This is a genomic window from Streptomyces sp. NBC_01314, from assembly GCF_041435215.1.
GTDB lineage: Bacteria > Actinomycetota > Actinomycetes > Streptomycetales > Streptomycetaceae > Streptomyces.
In genome coordinates this window covers 4298850-4316119 of record NZ_CP108394.1, presented here as the reverse complement: position 1 = coordinate 4316119, position 17270 = coordinate 4298850, and the positions used below count along the sequence as shown (strand labels likewise).

Annotated in this window: 12 protein-coding genes and 2 pseudogenes; 10 read left to right on the top strand and 4 right to left on the bottom strand. The window is 71.2% G+C overall.

The window, feature by feature from the left end:
• Positions 1–103 precede the first annotated feature (103 nt).
• Entirely contained in the window at positions 104–1684 is a 1581-nt protein-coding gene (locus OG622_RS18880; protein WP_371577443.1) for a methylmalonyl-CoA mutase, read from the top strand.
• Between the two features lie 48 nt (positions 1685–1732).
• Positions 1733–2386 carry a leucine efflux protein LeuE gene (gene leuE, locus OG622_RS18875; RefSeq protein ID WP_371577441.1) on the top strand — a complete coding sequence of 218 codons (654 nt, stop codon included), beginning with the start codon at positions 1733–1735 and terminating at the stop codon, positions 2384–2386.
• Here the strand turns inward: leuE and OG622_RS18870 are convergent.
• Entirely contained in the window at positions 2383–3870 is a 1488-nt protein-coding gene (locus OG622_RS18870; RefSeq protein ID WP_371577439.1) for an FAD-dependent oxidoreductase, read from the bottom strand. The genes leuE and OG622_RS18870 overlap by 4 nt on opposite strands.
• 75 nt (positions 3871–3945) lie before the next feature.
• Between OG622_RS18870 and OG622_RS18865 the strand changes: the two genes are divergently transcribed.
• A complete protein-coding gene (locus OG622_RS18865; protein WP_371577437.1) occupies positions 3946–4638 on the top strand; it encodes a TetR/AcrR family transcriptional regulator C-terminal domain-containing protein in 693 nt (230 codons plus the stop codon).
• Between the two features lie 440 nt (positions 4639–5078).
• On the opposite strand, the gene OG622_RS18860 is transcribed toward OG622_RS18865, so the two are convergent.
• The 3 genes from OG622_RS18860 to OG622_RS18850 form a co-directional block, all read right to left on the bottom strand.
• Positions 5079–5996: a class I SAM-dependent methyltransferase gene (locus OG622_RS18860; protein WP_371577436.1), complete on the bottom strand. Its 918-nt coding sequence runs from the start codon at positions 5994–5996 to the stop codon at positions 5079–5081.
• Positions 5997–6254: 258 nt separating this feature from the next.
• Entirely contained in the window at positions 6255–7589 is a 1335-nt protein-coding gene (locus tag OG622_RS18855; RefSeq protein WP_371577435.1) for an alpha-2,8-polysialyltransferase family protein, read from the bottom strand.
• Positions 7586–8563 carry a glycosyltransferase family 2 protein gene (locus tag OG622_RS18850; protein WP_371577433.1) on the bottom strand — a complete coding sequence of 326 codons (978 nt, stop codon included), beginning with the start codon at positions 8561–8563 and terminating at the stop codon, positions 7586–7588. Before OG622_RS18850 ends, OG622_RS18855 begins: the two co-directional genes overlap by 4 nt.
• A gap of 198 nt (positions 8564–8761) precedes the next feature.
• On the opposite strand from OG622_RS18850, the gene OG622_RS18845 reads away from it, so the two are divergent.
• From OG622_RS18845 to OG622_RS18815, 7 genes and pseudogenes are all read left to right on the top strand, one after another.
• A complete protein-coding gene (locus OG622_RS18845) occupies positions 8762–10117 on the top strand; it encodes a DUF6716 putative glycosyltransferase (RefSeq protein ID WP_371577431.1) in 1356 nt (451 codons plus the stop codon).
• Between the two features lie 44 nt (positions 10118–10161).
• A pseudogene (locus OG622_RS18840) lies at positions 10162–10671 on the top strand (cytidylyltransferase domain-containing protein); the annotation flags it as partial.
• Between the two features lie 546 nt (positions 10672–11217).
• Positions 11218–11973, top strand: a pseudogene (locus OG622_RS18835) (HAD hydrolase family protein); the annotation flags it as partial.
• A 15-nt stretch (positions 11974–11988) separates the two neighbouring features.
• Positions 11989–12927: an N-acetylneuraminate synthase family protein gene (locus tag OG622_RS18830; protein ID WP_371577429.1), complete on the top strand. Its 939-nt coding sequence runs from the start codon at positions 11989–11991 to the stop codon at positions 12925–12927.
• A gap of 55 nt (positions 12928–12982) precedes the next feature.
• The gene (locus tag OG622_RS18825; protein ID WP_371577427.1) at positions 12983–14089 is read left to right on the top strand and encodes a hypothetical protein; all 1107 of its coding nucleotides are present in this window, start codon (positions 12983–12985) and stop codon (positions 14087–14089) included.
• Positions 14090–14360: 271 nt separating this feature from the next.
• Positions 14361–15494 carry a low temperature requirement protein A gene (locus tag OG622_RS18820; RefSeq protein WP_371577425.1) on the top strand — a complete coding sequence of 378 codons (1134 nt, stop codon included), beginning with the start codon at positions 14361–14363 and terminating at the stop codon, positions 15492–15494.
• Positions 15495–16006: 512 nt separating this feature from the next.
• Positions 16007–17260 carry an amidohydrolase gene (locus OG622_RS18815; RefSeq protein WP_371577423.1) on the top strand — a complete coding sequence of 418 codons (1254 nt, stop codon included), beginning with the start codon at positions 16007–16009 and terminating at the stop codon, positions 17258–17260.
• Positions 17261–17270 lie beyond the last annotated feature (10 nt).

Here is a 17270-nt window from a genome sequence, read left to right as displayed (position 1 = left end):
CATCGGGCGCAGACTCGCCGCTACAGTCCGCCGCGAGGGTCATATTACCGGCTGGTAACAAGCGGGCATCCGGGGCAACCGGGCAAGACGGAGGGCACACACCATGGCGCGCGAGTCGGAGTCCGGACTGCCCATCGAGCAGGTGTACGGGCCGGAGGCGCTGCGGGACTGGGATCCGGCGGACCGGCTCGGCGAGCCCGGCGGGTACCCCTACACCCGTGGTGTCTACCCGTCGATGTACACCGGCCGCCCCTGGACCATGCGCCAGTACGCCGGTTTCGGTACGGCGGTGGAGTCCAACGCCCGCTACAAGCAGCTCATCGCCAACGGCACGATGGGTCTGTCCGTCGCCTTCGACCTGCCCACCCAGATGGGCCACGACTCCGACGCCCCGATCGCGTCCGGTGAGGTCGGCAAGGTGGGCGTGGCGATCGACTCGGTCGACGACATGCGGGTGCTGTTCGGCGGCATCCCGCTGGACCAGGTCTCGACGTCGATGACGATCAACGCGCCCGCGGCCCTGTTGCTGCTGATGTACCAGCTGGTCGGCGAGGAGCAGGGCGTACCGGCCGAGCGGCTCACGGGCACGATCCAGAACGACGTGCTGAAGGAGTACATCGCGCGCGGGACGTACATCTTCCCGCCCAAGCCCTCCCTCCGCCTGATCGCCGACATCTTCAAGTACTGCAAGGCCGAGATCCCCAGGTGGAACACCATCTCGATCTCCGGTTACCACATGGCCGAGGCGGGCGCCTCCCCCGCGCAGGAGATCGCGTTCACCCTCGCCGACGGCATCGAGTACGTCCGTACGGCGGTCGCGGCGGGCATGGACGTCGACGACTTCGCCCCCCGCCTGTCCTTCTTCTTCGTGGCCCGGACGACGATCCTCGAAGAGGTCGCCAAGTTCCGGGCGGCGCGCAGGATCTGGGCCCGGGTGATGAAGGACGAGTTCGGGGCGCGGAATCCCAGGTCCCTGATGCTCCGCTTCCACACGCAGACGGCCGGCGTCCAGCTGACCGCCCAGCAGCCCGAGGTGAACCTTGTCCGCGTCGCCGTCCAGGGCCTGGCGGCCGTGCTGGGCGGCACCCAGTCCCTCCACACCAACTCCTTCGACGAGGCCATCGCGCTCCCGACCGACAAGTCGGCCCGCCTGGCCCTGCGTACCCAGCAGGTGCTGGCCTACGAGACGGACGTGACGGCGACGGTCGACCCCTTCGCGGGTTCGTACGTCATCGAGAAGATGACCGACGACGTGGAGGCGGCGGCGGTCGAACTGATGCGGAAGGTCGAGGATCTGGGCGGCGCGGTGGCCGCCATCGAACACGGCTTCCAGAAGAACGAGATCGAACACTCCGCCTACCGCATCGCCCAGGAGACGGACTCCGGCGAGCGCGTCGTGGTCGGCGTCAACCGCTTCCAGCTCGACGCGGAGGAGCCGTACGAGCCGCTGCGCGTCGACCCGGCCATCGAGGCCCAGCAGGCGCAGCGGCTCGCGAAGCTGCGCGCCGAGCGCGACCGGGCGGCGGTGGACGCGGCCCTCTCCGACCTGAAGAAGGCCGCCGAGGGTACGGACAACGTCCTCTATCCGATGCGCGAGGCCCTGAAGGCCCGCGCCACGGTGGGCGAGGTCTGCAACGCGCTGCGCGAGGTCTGGGGAAAGTACGTCCCCAGCGACGCGTTCTGACCGACACGCAGGTCCGGAATGTCATACCCCCGTGCGACACTCCTTCTCATGTTCGGCGTCACTGACCTTCCCACCTATCTGGCAGGACTCGTCCTGATCGTCCTCCTGCCCGGACCCAACTCCCTCTACGTGCTGTCCGTGGCAGCGCGGCGTGGGATACGGACGGGGTACCGGGCCGCCGCCGGGGTGTGGGTCGGGGACACCGTGCTGATGACCTTGTCCGCGGCGGGGGTGGCCTCGTTGCTGCAGGCCAACGCCGTGTTGTTCGGGATCGTGAAGTACGCGGGCGCGGGCTATCTGTCGTGGCTGGCGGTGGGGATGCTGCGGGCCGCGTGGGCGATGTGGCGGAGCCGGCGTGAGCGGGTCGTCGAGGGGCCGGGGGGCGAGGTCGTCGAGGGGGAGCGGCCGTTCCGCCGGGCTCTGGTCATCAGTCTGCTCAACCCCAAGGCGATCCTGTTCTTCGTCGCCTTCTTCGTACAGTTCGTGGACCCCGGGTACGCCTACCCGGCCCTCTCCTTCGTCGTGCTCGGTGCCTTCGCCCAGGTCGCAAGCTTCCTGTACCTGAGCGCGCTGATATTCAGCGGCACGAGGCTGGCCGACACCTTCCGCCGCCGGAAGCGGCTGTCGGCGGGTGCCACCTCGGCGGCGGGGGCGATGTTCCTGGGCTTCGCCCTCAAGCTGTCGCTGGCGAGCGGCGCCTAGGCGAGACCCACTGCGGTCGCGTACGCGGCGAGTCCGGCCGGACTGTCGCCCGCCCAGCCGACGTAGCCGTCCGGGCGGATGAGGAAGACACCGGTGCCGTAGGCCTCGTACGGCGGGATGTGAGCCGGGCGTACGTTCTTCAGTCGCCGCAGGTCTGACGGTTCTGACGGCTCCGGCAGGCTCGGCCGGGTCGGTATGGCCGTCGGCGCTTCGGTGCCGACCGTGAGCAGGGTCCAGTGCGGGCCGCGGAAGGCGTCGAAGAGACGTACGCCGCCGCGTCGGCCGTCGGGGGCGCGGTCGCCGGCGTGGAGGGCGTCCGGGGGCAGGTTCTCGCGGGTGTCGACGGAGAGGGAGGAGTCCCGGTAGCCGAGGCCGAGTTGCTGGGTGGCCCGGCCGCGGCGTTCCTCGCCCCGGTGGACCCGGGTGGACAGGCCGAGCATGGCCGCGGCCACCGGGCGCCGCTCCTCCTCGTACGTGTCCAGCAGCGCGTCGTCCGTGTCGCCGCTCAGCACCGCGCCCAGCTTCCAGCCCAGGTTGTACGCGTCCTGGACGCTGGTGTTGAGGCCCTGGCCCCCGGCGGGCGAGTGCACGTGCGCCGCGTCCCCGGCGAGGAACACGCGTCCCTCGCGGAAGCGGTCCGCGAGGGCGGCCCGGGGCCGGAAGTCCGAGGCCCAGCGCACCTCCGTCACGTCCTCGGGGGCGAGGTGGGAGCGGGCGGCGACGACCTTGCGGATGGCGTCCGGAGAGAGGTCGACCACCGTGTCCGGGTCCGGGAAGTTGGCGGTCAGCTGGAAGTCCTCGGTGCCGGGGAGGGGGCAGAGAGCCATGAAGCCGTGTTGGCCGGCCGGCGGGAACAGGTGCCAGTTGTCGCGGTCGAGGGCCGGGACGCGGATGTCGGCCACCAGGGTCGGGCTCGGGTCGACGGTCTCGCCGGTCATGCCGATGCCGAGGAGGCGCCGCACGGTGGAGCGGCCGCCGTCGGCGGCCACGGCGTAGCGGGCGTGGACCTCGGGGCCGGTGGTGAAGGACGCCGTGACGCCGTCGGGGTTCTGGGCCAGACCTGTCAGCTCGCGGCCGAAGGCCACATCGCCGCGTAGTTCCCGCAGGCGGGCGAGCAGGATCTCCTGCGTCCGCCACTGGGGGATCAGCCAGGGGCCCTGGTGCGGCTCGGCCTCCGTAGGTTCCGACACGTCGAACATCCGGTGCTCTCCCTGTCGGCTGCCGTCGCTCCAGACCATGCCGACAGGGGCGGGGCCGCCGGCGGCGCGGACCGCGTCGAGTACGCCGAGGTCGTCGAGGACCTCGCGGGTGCGGGGCTGCATCCCCTTGCCGCGTGAGCCGGGGAACAGTGCGGTGGTCCGCTCCACGACCAGGGCGCCTACGCCGCGCCGGGCCAGGTCGATGGCCAGGGCGAGACCGGTGGGGCCTGCTCCGACGATCAGGACGTCGGTGGTGGTGGGGGTGGTGGGCATGGCTTTGCTCATGGGTTCCCTCGCTCCTTAACGGTGTTAAGTGACCCTTGTGCGGCAGCATGCGCTTAACGCCGTTAAACTGTCAACGTGGTTCCCAGAAAATCCCCGAAGCTGGACAAGGCGCAGGTCGTCGAGGCGGCCCTGCGGTTGCTGAACGAGGTCGGCCTGGAAGGGCTGAGCCTCCGGCTGATCGCCAAGGAGCTCGACGTCCAGGCGCCCGCGCTCTACTGGCACTTCAAGAACAAGCAGGACCTGCTGGACGAGATGGCGACCGAGATGATGCGGCGCATGGCGGCGGACTGGGCCGGGATGCCGTCAGGGGGAGACGAGGGCGCCGACTGGCACGAGGCCTTCCGGGCGCGGATGCGGGGGCTGCGCGAGCATCTGCTGCGGTACCGCGACGGCGCGAAGGTGTACAGCGGGACGCACTTCACGGATCTGTCGTACGCGGCGCCCATGGAGGCGAATCTGCGCATGCTGACGGCCGCGGGGTTTTCGTCGGCGGGGGCCGCGCGGGCCTGGTTCACGGCGTACAGCTACACGATCGGGTACGTCATCGAGGAGCAGGCGACGGGGGGTGGCGGGGCCGAGGGGGCGCGGGGGGCAGGGGGCGGCCAAGGGTACGACCTTGATGCGCGGGCCGAGCGGTTGGCGGGGTATCCGTTGGCTGTGGAGGCCGGGTGGGAGATGTTCCGGGATCAGGGGCGCGGGTTCGATGTGGGGCTGGAGGCGGTGCTGGTGGGGATCTCTGTGACGCTGCGGGGGAGTGGCGGGAGCTGAGAACTCGGCGGGGCAGGTGGCCGGGCGACTGCGGGCCGTGTGTGGCCGGCCGCGCAGTTCCCCGCGCCCCTTGCGGGGCCGAGCCCCTCAGGGTGGCGGCCTCTGGGCGCGGGGATGGCCGGCTTCGCGCCGCCTGTCGGCCCTGCGCCGCCTGTCGGCAAATGCGCCGCTCAGGACCTGTGTCGCTACCAGCTCTGCGTCACGACCAGCCGTGCGTCTCAACCGATCCTGTCGTCGTCGACCGATCCTGTCGTCGACCCGGCGTCACGACCGACCCGGCGTCACGACCGACCCGGCGTCACGACCGACCCGGCGTCCCGAGCGACTCGGCGTCACGTTGACCCCTGGGGCCAGACGGGCCCTGCCTGCGTCTCGACCGACCCGGCGATCATGACCCAATTCTCCGGCACGGCCGGTCTCTCTTGTTGTTGTCGCGCCGCTCAATTTGTTGGCCTCTTTCCTGCCCTCGCCTTCCTGATCGCCCTTGTCACCAGTGGTGGGAGGAGGTCCGCGGCCAGTTTGCGGGTGTTGCTCCGTGGGGGCCTGGGCGGGCGGGTCGGGGGCTGCGGGGCGGGGGGCGGAGGCTGGGGTTCTGTCCAGTGGCGGGACTTCGGGAACGCCGGCGCCTTCATGCCCTTGGACTTGAGGCGGATGATGCGGTGGCCGGCCGCCCGCTGCTTGCTGACGTGGCAGTCGTCCCGCTCCCCGACCATCTCCAGGAGGGCGTCCTGGATGGGCCCCGGGTCGTCCCAGGTGCCGTAGAGCTTCTGCGTGCTGAGGCAGACGGGGTTGAGGCCCCGGTTGAGGACGGCCTCCCACGCGGCGATGGAGACACCGGGGGTGTGCTCGGAGCGGAAGTCGTCGAGGACGACCAGACCGCCGGGGAGGAGTGCGTCCCGCGCGGCGGTGATGTCGCCCTCGACATGCTCGTACAGGTGCGAGGCGTCGATGTGTACGAAACGGCAGGAGCGCGGCTTGACCTCGCCGGGAACGACCGAGCTGGGTCCCTGCAGGACACGGGGCAGCTCGTCGTGGAAGGAGAGGTAGTTCGCCTCGAAGGCCCGGCGGGTGAGCGTGGCGCGGTACGACTTGGCGGCCTCCGCCGCGTTGGCGTCGTCCGGTGCGTCGCTCTCGAAGAGGTCGCAGACGGTGTAGGCCTCGCCCTCCCGGAGATGCCGGCCGAGGAAGATGGCGCTCTTGCCCATGTAGACGCCGACCTCCAGCAGGTCGCCCCTCTCGCCCGCGACCTCCTGTCGGCTCAGGAACCAGTCGAAGAGCAGTTGGTCGAGCACCGGGAACCAGCCGGGAACGTCGTCGAGTTCACGGGGAAGTCGGATCGTGCCTTGTTCAGTGGTCATTTCAGAGGTCATTTCAGTGGCCATGAGGACAGAAGACTCTCTTGCGTCGACGAGGCGAACAGGCGAGCAGATGAACGGGCCAGGAACCTATGAGATGGCTTTGGCCTGGTCAAGCATGGTGCGGAGCCTCTCCGGGGAGGTGCTGTCGAATCCTCGGGTCGGATGAACAGTGGGCCAATTTCGCGTTCAACCACGGCGTCCCCCGAGTTTCTGAAGCGATCGTCGAACTCCTCGAACTCCTCGAAGTCATCCCGGGGCTCACCCCAAGGTCGCTCGCTTGAGGGACCGGGCCCGCCGCGCGACTCTTCGTACGGTCGCGTTGCGCGGGATGAAGGCGAGCTGGACGGGGATGCCGCCGGGCAGCCCCAGCGAGGTCAACCGGCGCCGCTTGAAGTACCGCAGGGTCTGTGTGCTCAGATGCCTCGTCAGATACGCCTCGGTGTCCGCGTGCAGCGACGGGTAGATCTTCGGCTGCATCGCGAAACCCACCGCCCGGACCAGGCCGTCGAGGTCCGCCACCGTCGTGCCGGGCCGCTGTGAGGTGACCGCCGCCCGGTCGCCCAGCTCCGGCAGCAGCGCGTCCACGATCGTGACGGGCACCCGGTTGCTGTTCTCGTACGGGGCGAGCCGGTCGAGCAGGGTGCCGGTGCCGACGCGGGCGACCGGCAGGCCGTACAGCGCGGAGGCGGTGAGCAGGGCCGTGGAGAAGCAGCCGACGACGAGAGTCGGACGCATCCGCTGGTACAGCACCTCGGCGAGGACCGGCGTGTCCAGCACGGTCAGGTCGGCGCCGAGCCGCTCCGCCTCCTTCTCCAGGCCGCGCGACCAGCGGGCCGGGGCGCTGGGGTGCGGCTTGAACACGACCTGGGTGTGCCCGAGCGCGACCGCGCCCTTCAGCATCCGTACGTGGAGGTCCTCCTCCTCCTCGGCGGTGAGGATGCCGAGCGCGGAGAGGTACTGGCCGAGCAGCAGCGCCGGCTCCTCGATCGCGGGCAGTGCGCCACCGGTGTCGACGAGTTCCGCCAGCACCTTCACGAAGGCGTCCGTGGGCACGATCTCCGCCTCGACGCCGAACTCGGTGAGCAGCAACGGCTTCAGGTCCGGGACCAGGTCCAGGTGCAGCAGCCGGTCGATGCGGGTGCCGACCAGCGGGTCGATCTTGTTGCGGGTGGGGCCGTAGCTCATCAGGCCGTCCGCGTACACGGTGACGGGGGCGCCGGTGAAGATCTGGGTGAAGCCGAGCGCCGGGTGGACCTGGATGGACTCCACGGCCAGCTCGACGTCGTCGTCGCCCAGGTTCCACAGCAGTCGCAGGTGCCGCTCCCACAGGGGGACGTCGTCCGTACGCGGGGACCAACCACCGGGGTGGAAGGGGGAGATGGTCTCGTTCCAGGAGATCACCTCGTCGAAGCGGCCGCGCAGCCGCTCGAAGCCGGGCATCTCGTCCAGGGCGGGGGCCGTCTCCGGCGTCGCCGCGTTGTTGGAGATCAGCAGGATGCGGCGGGCGGCGGGGCGGAAGCACTCGGTGTCCAGGGCGGCGGCCAGCGTGGCGGTGCCGTACAGCGTGGACGCCATGAAGATCTGCGTGGTCACGCGGCGACCCCCGCGGCGGCGGGACGGCGGCGCAGCCGGCGCAGCCGGGTGGCGCGCTGGACGTCCATGGAGTCGAGGGCCTCGTCGAGCACGTCCTGCGGCATTCGGCGCAGCGCGACCGCGCTCATCGACTTCAGTTTCCGTGCCACCGCCGGCTCGAACCTTTCGATGGATCCCAAATGGTGGGAGATGATCGCGCAATATGTGCGCACGGCCTTGGGGAGAAGTCTGTCCGCGTCCCTGTCCTTCGCCGTTTCCTCGATGACCTGGTCGAATGCGCGAATGAAATCGAGCTGACGTACGTCGCCGATCTGGGTCAGGGAAGAAGCCACCCCGCGCCGGTAGAAGACGCCCAGCAGCCCCACCGTGGCGAAGGAATCGGCCTCCCGATGGAGCTTCCAGATCCACGGCCGGTCCTCCGCCGTGCGCAGCCCGGGGGTGAAGTGCAGCACACCCTTGTCGACCAGCCGGCGGTGGTAGATGCCCGCCCAGGCGTAGGCGTAGTCGACGGAGGTCGAGCGGTCGGCGGGCAGGATCGCGTCCCGCGGGTCCATCACCACGCCCCGGCGCCCGTTGGGCACCCGGTGGACGGAGCGGGCCCGCGCGGTGCACTGGACATGGTCCGTGCGCACGAAGTCGCAGCCCAGGTCCTCGATGGCGCCGAGCAGGCGGGGGTAATGGCCGCGGGCGAGCCAGTCGTCCCCGTCGAGGAACGTCAGGTATTCGCCGCGGGCCCTGTCGATGCCCGTGTTGCGCGCGGTCGCCAGTCCTCCGTTCTTCTCGTGTCTGACATACACCGCCCCCGGCAGCTCGCGCTCCGCGCGCGCGAGGATGTCCGGAGTCCCGTCGCGAGAGCAGTCGTCGACGAGAATGAATTCGAAGTCCTCACGAGCGTTGGCTCTGAGACTCTTCAGGGTGTCGGGCGCGTATTGCTGCACGTTGTAGAACGGCACGATGACGGAGAGCTTGACCACCCCCGTGACGTTAGGGGGCCCTCCGGCATTCGTCTTGACCACCTGCTTGATGTCAGGTGAACGACGCGTGGCGGTACCGTGAACCAGGCTCTTTCCTGTGCCTTTCGCACCCCGATTCGCCATTCGGCGATGTGCTGTTAACCCTTTGTTGCATTCAGGTTGGGCCGCTCAACGGAATCGCTTCCTAGCGTCTTCGGTGTGCCAGCAAGTGCAACGAACGGCCTGCGAGTCGCCGTACTCGCGGATTCCGACACCCGGTGGAAATGGGGCGCGCTCACCGCGAACCGTCTCGCTCCGGAGGGCTCGGACATCCGCCTGGACGGCTTCCTCCTGCGTGGCCGAGCCACCCCCACAGCCCGCCAGCTGCAGGAGATCGGGGTCCGCCCCGACTCCCTGCGTGAGGTGACCGGCCTCGAATTCCTGCGCGCCATGAAGGAGGACACGAAGGAGGACGCGTACGACGTCGTCCTGCTCTCCCTCGTCGGCGGGGGCGTCCAGGCGATGCTGCACGGCCTGCGCCGGGCCTGGGACGGGCGTACGAAGCGGCCCGTGGTCGTCACCGGGTACGTCGGTGTCGTCTACGAGAAGCTCGCCGACGGCCTGCTGCTGCGGCACGGCGCGGACCTCGTCCTCGCCAACTCCCGCCAGGACGCGGACCGTTTCCGGGCCGTGTACGAGGGCGTGGGCGCCGACGCCTCCTCGGTCACCGAGGTCGCGCTGCCCTTCCTCGGCGGTAGGCCCTACGCCGGCGCCGAGGACCCGTACACGGTCGTCTTCGCCGTACAGCCGTCCGTCCCGGACCACCGCGGGGACCGTACGTACCTGCTGAACCGCCTCGTCCAGCACGCGAAGCTGCACCCGGACCGCCAGGTCCTGCTGAAGCTGCGCTCGAAGCCGGGCGAGCACACCACGCACATCGAGGAACTGCCGTACCAGAAGCTGGTGGAGCGGCTCCCCGGCGGCGCGCCCGCCAACTTCCGTCTGGTGTACGGGAACATGGGCGAGGTCCTCGACACCACCGACCTGCTGGTCACCATCAGCTCCACGGCCGCCCTGGAGTCGCTGCACCGCCGGATCCCCACTGTCGTCCTCACCGACCTCGGGATCCGCGAGACCCTCGGCAACCACCACTTCGTGGGCTCCGGCTGCCTCGCCTCCTGGGACCAGCTGGACGCCGGCTACGAGCCGGCGCCGGACCCCGAGTGGGTGGCACGGCAGGGCGTCGTCGCCGGGGGCACCTCCCGGACGAAGTCCGGGGAAGGCTCGTACGCCACCGCCTTCGACGCCGCCCGCGACCGCATCGCCAAGCTCGTCGCGGCCGACGGACTGCCGCCCCTCGCGCCGTACTACACGCCCGTCACCGCGCCCGGCTATCTGCCCGGCATCCTCGCCCGCCACCACCTCGGCCCCGACGGCGAACCGCTGCCCGGGGCGCCCGACGCCGACCGGCAGGCCGGAGCCGTACGGCAGATCGTGCGGCGGGCGGCGCGCGGCGCCTACCGCCACGGAGTGCAGCGCGTGGCGCCCGTCATCCGCCGGATGGGGGAGCTGTGAGCCACCGCCCGACCTCTTCGCAAGCACCGCAAGGAGTCCCACCCATGTCCAACCCGGAAGCGGGCCGCGTGACTTCAGCACGCCGCGTGCTCGCCGTGATCCCCGCGCGCGGCGGCTCCAAGGGCGTCCCCGCGAAGAACCTCGCCCCCGTCGGCGGCGTTCCGCTGGTGGCCCGCGCGGTGCGCGAGTGCCTCGCCGCCCGGCTGGTGACCGACGTCGTCGTCTCCACCGACGACCACGCCATCGCCGCCGCGGGCCGGGAGGCCGGAGCCGAGGTCGTCCTGCGCCCCGCCGCCATCGCGGGCGACACCGCGACCTCCGAGGCCGCCGTCCTCCATGCGATGGACGCCCACGAGGCGCTCCACGGTGCCGCTGTCGACGTCGTGATGCTCGTCCAGTGCACCAGCCCGTTCATCCTCCGCGAGGACATCGACGGCGTCGCCCGCGCCGTCGTGGAACACGGCGCCGACACCGCCCTCACCGTCGCCCCGTTCCACGGCTTCGTCTGGCGGGACACGGCGGACGAGTTCACCGACGACGGCCACGGCGACGGCGACGCGAGCCGCGTCGGTGCGGCGCCCGGTGGAGCCGTGGCGGCGGCAGACACCGGTGTGGCCACGGCCACCGGCACTCCGGCGGGCGCGTTCGGCGGCAACGGCAACGGCAACGGCAACGGCAACGGCAACGGCAACGGCAACGGCAACGGCAACGCGAGCCGCGTCGGTGCGGCGCCCGGTGGAGCCGTGGCGGCGGCAGACACCGGTGTGGCCAGGTCCACCAGCACTCCGGCGGGCGCGTTCGGCGGTGGGAGCGCGGTGACCCGCGCCGACGCGCCGAGGGCCGACCGCGCGTCGGCGGCGCAGGGCGCGCCCGCGTATGCCGCCGGTGGCGTGCGGAGCGGGGCCGGCGCGGCCCGGGCGGCCACCCGGCTCGGCGCCGCTCCGGCGGACGAGTTCGGCGGGGCGGGTGCGGTGACCCGCGCCGATGTGCCGGCGGACGACCGCGCGTCCGCGCCGGGCGGCCCCGGCGGACCGGGCGAAGCAACCGCCACCGCCTCGTCCGTCGCCCTGGCGGGCGACAGCCACGCCACCCCCGGTCCCACCGCCGGAGGCTACGGCGTCAACCACGACAAGTCGTTCCGCCCCCGCCGCCAGGACCGCCCCCAGGACCTGCTGGAGACCGGCGCCGCCTACGCCATGGACGCGGCCGGCCTGCGCAAGCACCGGCACCGCTTCTTCGGCCGTACGGAACTCGTCCGCACCGACCCCGCCCGGGTCCTGGAGATCGACGACCCGCACGACCTCGCCCGCGCCCAGGCACTCGCGCCGCTCTTCGACGCGAACCGGCCGGGCGCCCTCCCCACCTACGACGACATCGACGCCGTAGTCCTCGACTTCGACGGCACCCAGACCGACGACAGGGTGCTGATCGACGCCGACGGACGGGAGTTCGTCACCGTGCACCGCGGCGACGGACTCGGCATCGCGGCCCTCCGCAGGAGCGGCCTGACGATGCTCATCCTGTCCTCGGAGAAGAACCCGGTCGTCGCCGCACGGGCCCGGAAGCTGCAGATCCCGGTCCTCCACGGCATCGACCGGAAAGACCTCGCGCTGAAGCAGTGGTGCGAGGAGCAGGGCATCGCGCCGGAGCGCGTGCTCTACGTCGGCAACGACGTCAACGACCTCCCGTGCTTCGCCCTCGTGGGCTGGCCCGTGGCGGTAGGCAGCGCCCACGACGTCGTACGCGGCGCCGCACGCGCGGTCACCACCGTCCCCGGTGGTGAAGGCGCGATCCGGGAGATCGCCGGCTGGATCCTCGGTCCGTCTCTCGACTCTCTCGACCCCCTCGACAAGTAAGGAACTGGTCCCACCATGAGCACCAACTCCCGTCTGCGCACGTTCGGTTCGAAGACCGCCGGCCCCGGCCACCCCGTCTATGTCGTCGGCGAGATCGGCATCAACCACAACGGTGAGCTGGAGAACGCCTTCAAGCTGATCGACGCCGCCGCCGACGCCGGCTGCGACGCCGTCAAGTTCCAGAAGCGCACCCCCGAGATCTGCACCCCCCGCGACCAGTGGGACATCGAGCGCGACACCCCCTGGGGCCGCATGACCTACATCGACTACCGCCACCGTGTGGAGTTCGGTGAGGACGAGTACCGCCAGATCGACGACTACGCCAAGTGCAGGAACATCGACTGGTTCGCCTCCCCGTGGGACACCGAGGCCGTCGCCTTCCTGGAGAAGTTCGACGTCCCCGCCCACAAGGTGGCCTCCGCCTCCCTGACCGACGACGAGCTGCTGCGCGCCCTGCGCGCCACCAACCGCACGGTCATCCTCTCCACCGGCATGTCGACCCCGAGGCAGATCCGCCACGCGGTCGAGGTCCTCGGCAGCGACAACATCCTGATGTGCCACGCCACTTCGACGTATCCGGCGCAGGCGGAGGAGCTCAACCTCCGCGTCATCAACACCCTGCAGGCCGAGTACCCGAACGTCCCGATCGGCTACTCCGGCCACGAGACGGGCCTGCAGACCACGCTCGCCGCCGTCGCCCTCGGCGCCACCTTCATCGAGCGGCACATCACCCTCGACCGCGCGATGTGGGGCTCCGACCAGGCCGCCTCCGTCGAGCCGGGCGGCCTCACCCGCCTCGTCCGCGACATCCGCACCATCGAGGCCTCCCTCGGCGACGGCGTCAAGAAGGTCTACGACTCCGAGCTCGGCCCCATGAAGAAGCTGCGCCGTGTCTCCGGCATCGTCGCCGAGGCGGAGATCGCGGCGGCGGCGGGCGAGCCGGTCGCGGTCTGAGCCTCCTTTTATCCCTGACCACGGGTCTCCCTCACTACGGGACGGTCACACGTCGATGAGCCCCCGCGCCGGAACCGCCGGCCCCCACACTCTCGCCTTCGTCGAGAGCCCGGTACAGCTGTTGAACGTGCTGGAGTGGGCGCACGCCCATGCCCTCGGCACGCCCGAGGACCCCGGCGCGGGGCCCTTCCGTACAGGCGGCGCGGGACTCACCCTCGTGGTCCTGTCGCCCAACGACCCCATGACCCGGGGCCAGTTGCGCCGAATGGCGGAGCTGGCCCGGGACGAGGGCCACATGGTGCGCTGGGAGGAGGCGCGCGGCGGCACCGCCGCCCCCTTCCGCACCATCGGCGGCCTCGCCCCGCTGCTGCGCGCCGCGAGCCGCATCGTCCTGGGCGACCCCTTCTCCCGTTACGTCCAGCTCCTGCTGACCATCACCCGGGCAGCGGACGTCGTGGTCGTCGACGACGGCACCGCGACCATGGAGTTCGTCTCCCAGCTGGCCCGCGGCGAACGCCTCGTCCGCTGGCACCGCAAGGGCGGCCGTCCCGGCCCCCGCGACCTGATCTTCGCCCCGGTCTCCTCCAAGGCCCGCAAACGCCTCACCCCCACCGCCGGCCGACGCGTCGAGGTCTTCTCCTCCATGCCGATCGACGAGATCCCCGAGGGCGTCTTCGTCACCGCCAACGACTTCGCCTGGACCCGGGCGCGCTTCGGCCCGCCCCGCATCACCAAGAGCGCCGACCTCGTGGGCACCTCCCTCGTGGAGACCGGCGTCGTGGACGGCGGCCGCTACCTCGAAGCCGTCCGCTCCCTGGCGAAGACCCACGGTGCCACCCGCTACTTCGCCCACCGCCGCGAGAGCGCCGACAAGCTCCACACCCTCGCCGCGGAGACGGGCCTGGAGATCGTCCGCCCCGACCTCCCCCTCGAACTCATCGCCCGCCGGGGCCCCATCGGCCGGACGATCCTGAGCTTCCCCTCGACGGTGGTCCACACCCTGCCCCTGGCCCTGGTGGGAACGGACGTACGCGTGGCGGTCTGCGACATCGACCCGAGCTGGCTGACGGAGAACGCCTCCCCCCGCGCCCAGGGCTTCCTGTCCGGGGTCACGGGCACGGCACGGGACGTCCACCGTCTGTCGTCGGTGGCGCCGATCTGAGCCGTCGACCCGAGCCGTCGATCCAAGCCGCGAGCCGTCGATCCAAGCCGTCGATCCGAGCCGTCGAGGTCTTCGCCCCGGGTGTTCGCTCTGGGAGCATCCGGAGCTGTCGCTTCCCCGGGCGGCCCGCGCCTATCGTGCCGCGTGGCTGGGGAAGGTGAAGTGCCCTCCCCGAAGGGGGAGTTGTGACGACGCACGGCGAACGCACCCGGCTCACACCCACGGCGGACGACCACAGGGTCACACCCGCCGAACTCTTCTTCGGCTTGCCTTGGATGGATTCGTCTACGCCATCACCCAGGTCACCGCCCTGATGGCCGCCGACCCCACCGCCCTGAGCCTGCTCGGCGGCATGGTCGTCCTCGCCCTCCTGTGGTGGTGCTGGTGCTGCTTCGCCTGGCTCGGCAACGTCGTACGCGCCGACTCGGGCGGGATGTTCGCGGTGCTGGTGTCCGTGATGGCGGTCCTCCTGATCGTCTCCCTGACGGTCCCCGATGTGTACGTCGACGCCCCGGGCGGCCTGTCCGCCCCCTGGCTGTTCGTGGCCTGCTACGGCGCGGTCCGCGCCCTGCACCTGGTGACGTACTGGCTCTCCGCCCCCGACGACCAGGCCCTGCACGCCACCCTCCGCCGGACGGCCCTCCTCTCGGTGCTCCCGCCACTCGCCCTGCTGCTGGTGGGTGCGGCCTTCGACGGCGTGACCCGGATCCTGATCTGGCTGGCCGCGGTGACCATCGACTACGCGGGCATCTTCGTCACCGGCAGATCGGGCTGGCGGGTGGCGTCCCCCGCCCACTTCTCCGAACGCCACGGCCTGATCGTCATCATCGCGCTGGGCGAGTCCATCGTCGCGATGGGCGTCGGCGTGAACCGCTACCCGGTCTCCGTCCCGGTCGTGGCCGCCGCGGCCCTCGGCCTCCTGGCCACCGCCGCCCTCTGGCGCCTGTACTTCCACGGCGTCAGTGAACCGGCCGAACACCGTCTGGCCCAGCTCACCGGCGACGACCGCACGGTCCTGGCCCGCGACACGTACACCTTCCTCCACCTGCCCCTGGTGGCCGGCGTCGTCATCACCGCCCTCGGCATGAAGAAGACCCTCCAGCAGGTCGCCGACACGGGCCACTACGGCCTGGCCGAGCCCCTCCACGGCATGCCCGCCTGGGCCCTGGCCGGCGGCACGGGCCTGTTCCTGCTCGGCGCCGCCGCGATCCTCCTCCGCACCACGGGCCACCGCGCTCCGGTGCTGATCATCGGAGGCGTGGCCTGTGTGGCGGCGGGCCCGCTGATCGCCCTCGTCCCGGCCCTGGTGGCGCTCGCGGCCCTGGCCGCCACGATCACCACCCTGCTGATCCTGCACGGGCGCACATCGCGCGGGGGTGTGGCCCGCACGGCCGCCGCCGACTGAGGGGGCGCCCGGACGGCGCCCCTGCGCCGGACGCCCTCCGGCCGGCCCCGCGCCCCGCACCGCTCCCGTGATCCCTGTCACCACCGCCACCCCCGCGGCACCCGCCCGCGTTCCGTGGCCCCGACGCCCGATTCACCCGAGCAACCGCAGGCCACCGCCGTCCTGACTCCTGATGCGCCGCCTCCCCGGCCACCCCGGCCAACACAGAGCGTGGCCGGACCGACGCGCGGCGGTGATGGTTCCGAGGCAGTGAGACGGCGCGGACGTGGTATCCGTGGAGTGTGGGAATCGTCCGGGCACCCCTGGACGTTTGAACGATGGGATTCGCGGGCAACCCCGGCACTCCCTTCTCCGAGGTCCGACCCGCCCGCGAAGAGGCGTACGGGTATACCCATCCCTGCCAATACGTATGCGTTGTGCGACCGGAAATCTTCCCCTCACGGGCTGATTTTTGTTGATCGAGGGTGAGAAGGTCGCCCGATCGCCCTACCCTTCAGAGGGTGAACCAACTGATGTCCCGAGAGTCCGAGGCAGATCTGCCAGGGGAAGCCGAAACATCGCTCCCCGGCGCGTTGCCGGAAGCCCTGCGTGCCGAACTCGTCGCCTTCCGCCGCGACTTGCACATGCACCCGGAGCTCGGCAACCAGGAGTTCCGTACGACCGCCGCGATCAAGGCCCGCCTGGAGAAGGCAGGCCTCCGCCCGCGCGTGCTCGACAGCGGAACCGGCCTCATCTGTGACATCGGCGACTGGAACGGCACCGACAGCTCCGCGCTCGCCCTGCGCGCCGACATCGACGCCCTCCCCATCCCGGACACCAAGGTGGACTGCGACTACCGCTCCACCGTCCCGGACCGCGCCCACGCCTGCGGCCACGACGTGCACACCACCGTCGTCCTCGGCGCCGGCCTCGTCCTCGCCGACCTGCACCGCGAGGGCCGGCTGCCCCGTCCCGTCCGGCTGATCTTCCAGCCCGCCGAAGAGGTCCTGCCCGGCGGCGCCGCCGACGTGATCAGGACCGGCGCGCTCGACGGTGTCGGCCGGATCATCGCCGTGCACTGCGACCCGAGGGTCGACGCGGGCTTCATCGGCCTCCGCCACGGACCCATCACCTCGGCCTGCGACCGGCTGGAACTCTCGCTGGACGGGCCGGGCGGCCACACCGCGCGCCCCCACCTCACCACCGACCTCGTCACCGCGGCCGCCCGGGTCGTCACCGACGTGCCCGCGCTGGTCGCCCGCCGCTTCGACGCCCGTGCCGGGCTCGTCGTGACCTGGGGCCGTATCGAGTCGGGCCACGCCCCGAACGTCATCCCGCAGCACGCCGAGCTCTCCGGCACCGTCCGCTGCCTGGACATCAACGCCTGGCGGCAGGCCCCCGACCTGATCCACGAGGCGGTCCAGGAGGTCGCGGTCATGCACCGCGCCAAGCCCGAGATCAACTACATCCGGGGCGTCCCGCCGGTCGTCAACGACCCCGTCGTCACCGAACTGCTGCACGACTCCATGGTCGCCCGCCGTGGCGTCAAGTCCGTCGAGGACACCGAGCAGAGCCTCGGCGGCGAGGACTTCTCCTGGTACCTGGAGCACGTCCCCGGCGCCATGGCCCGCCTGGGCGTCCGCCGTCCGGGCGATCTCACCGTCCGCGACCTCCACCAGGGCGACTTCGACGCCGACGAACACGCCATCACCGTGGGCGTGGAACTCTTCACGGCGGCCGCCCTGCTGGACGCCCGCATGCGCGTCCTCGACGCGGCCGGCCGGTAACCCGCTCCGG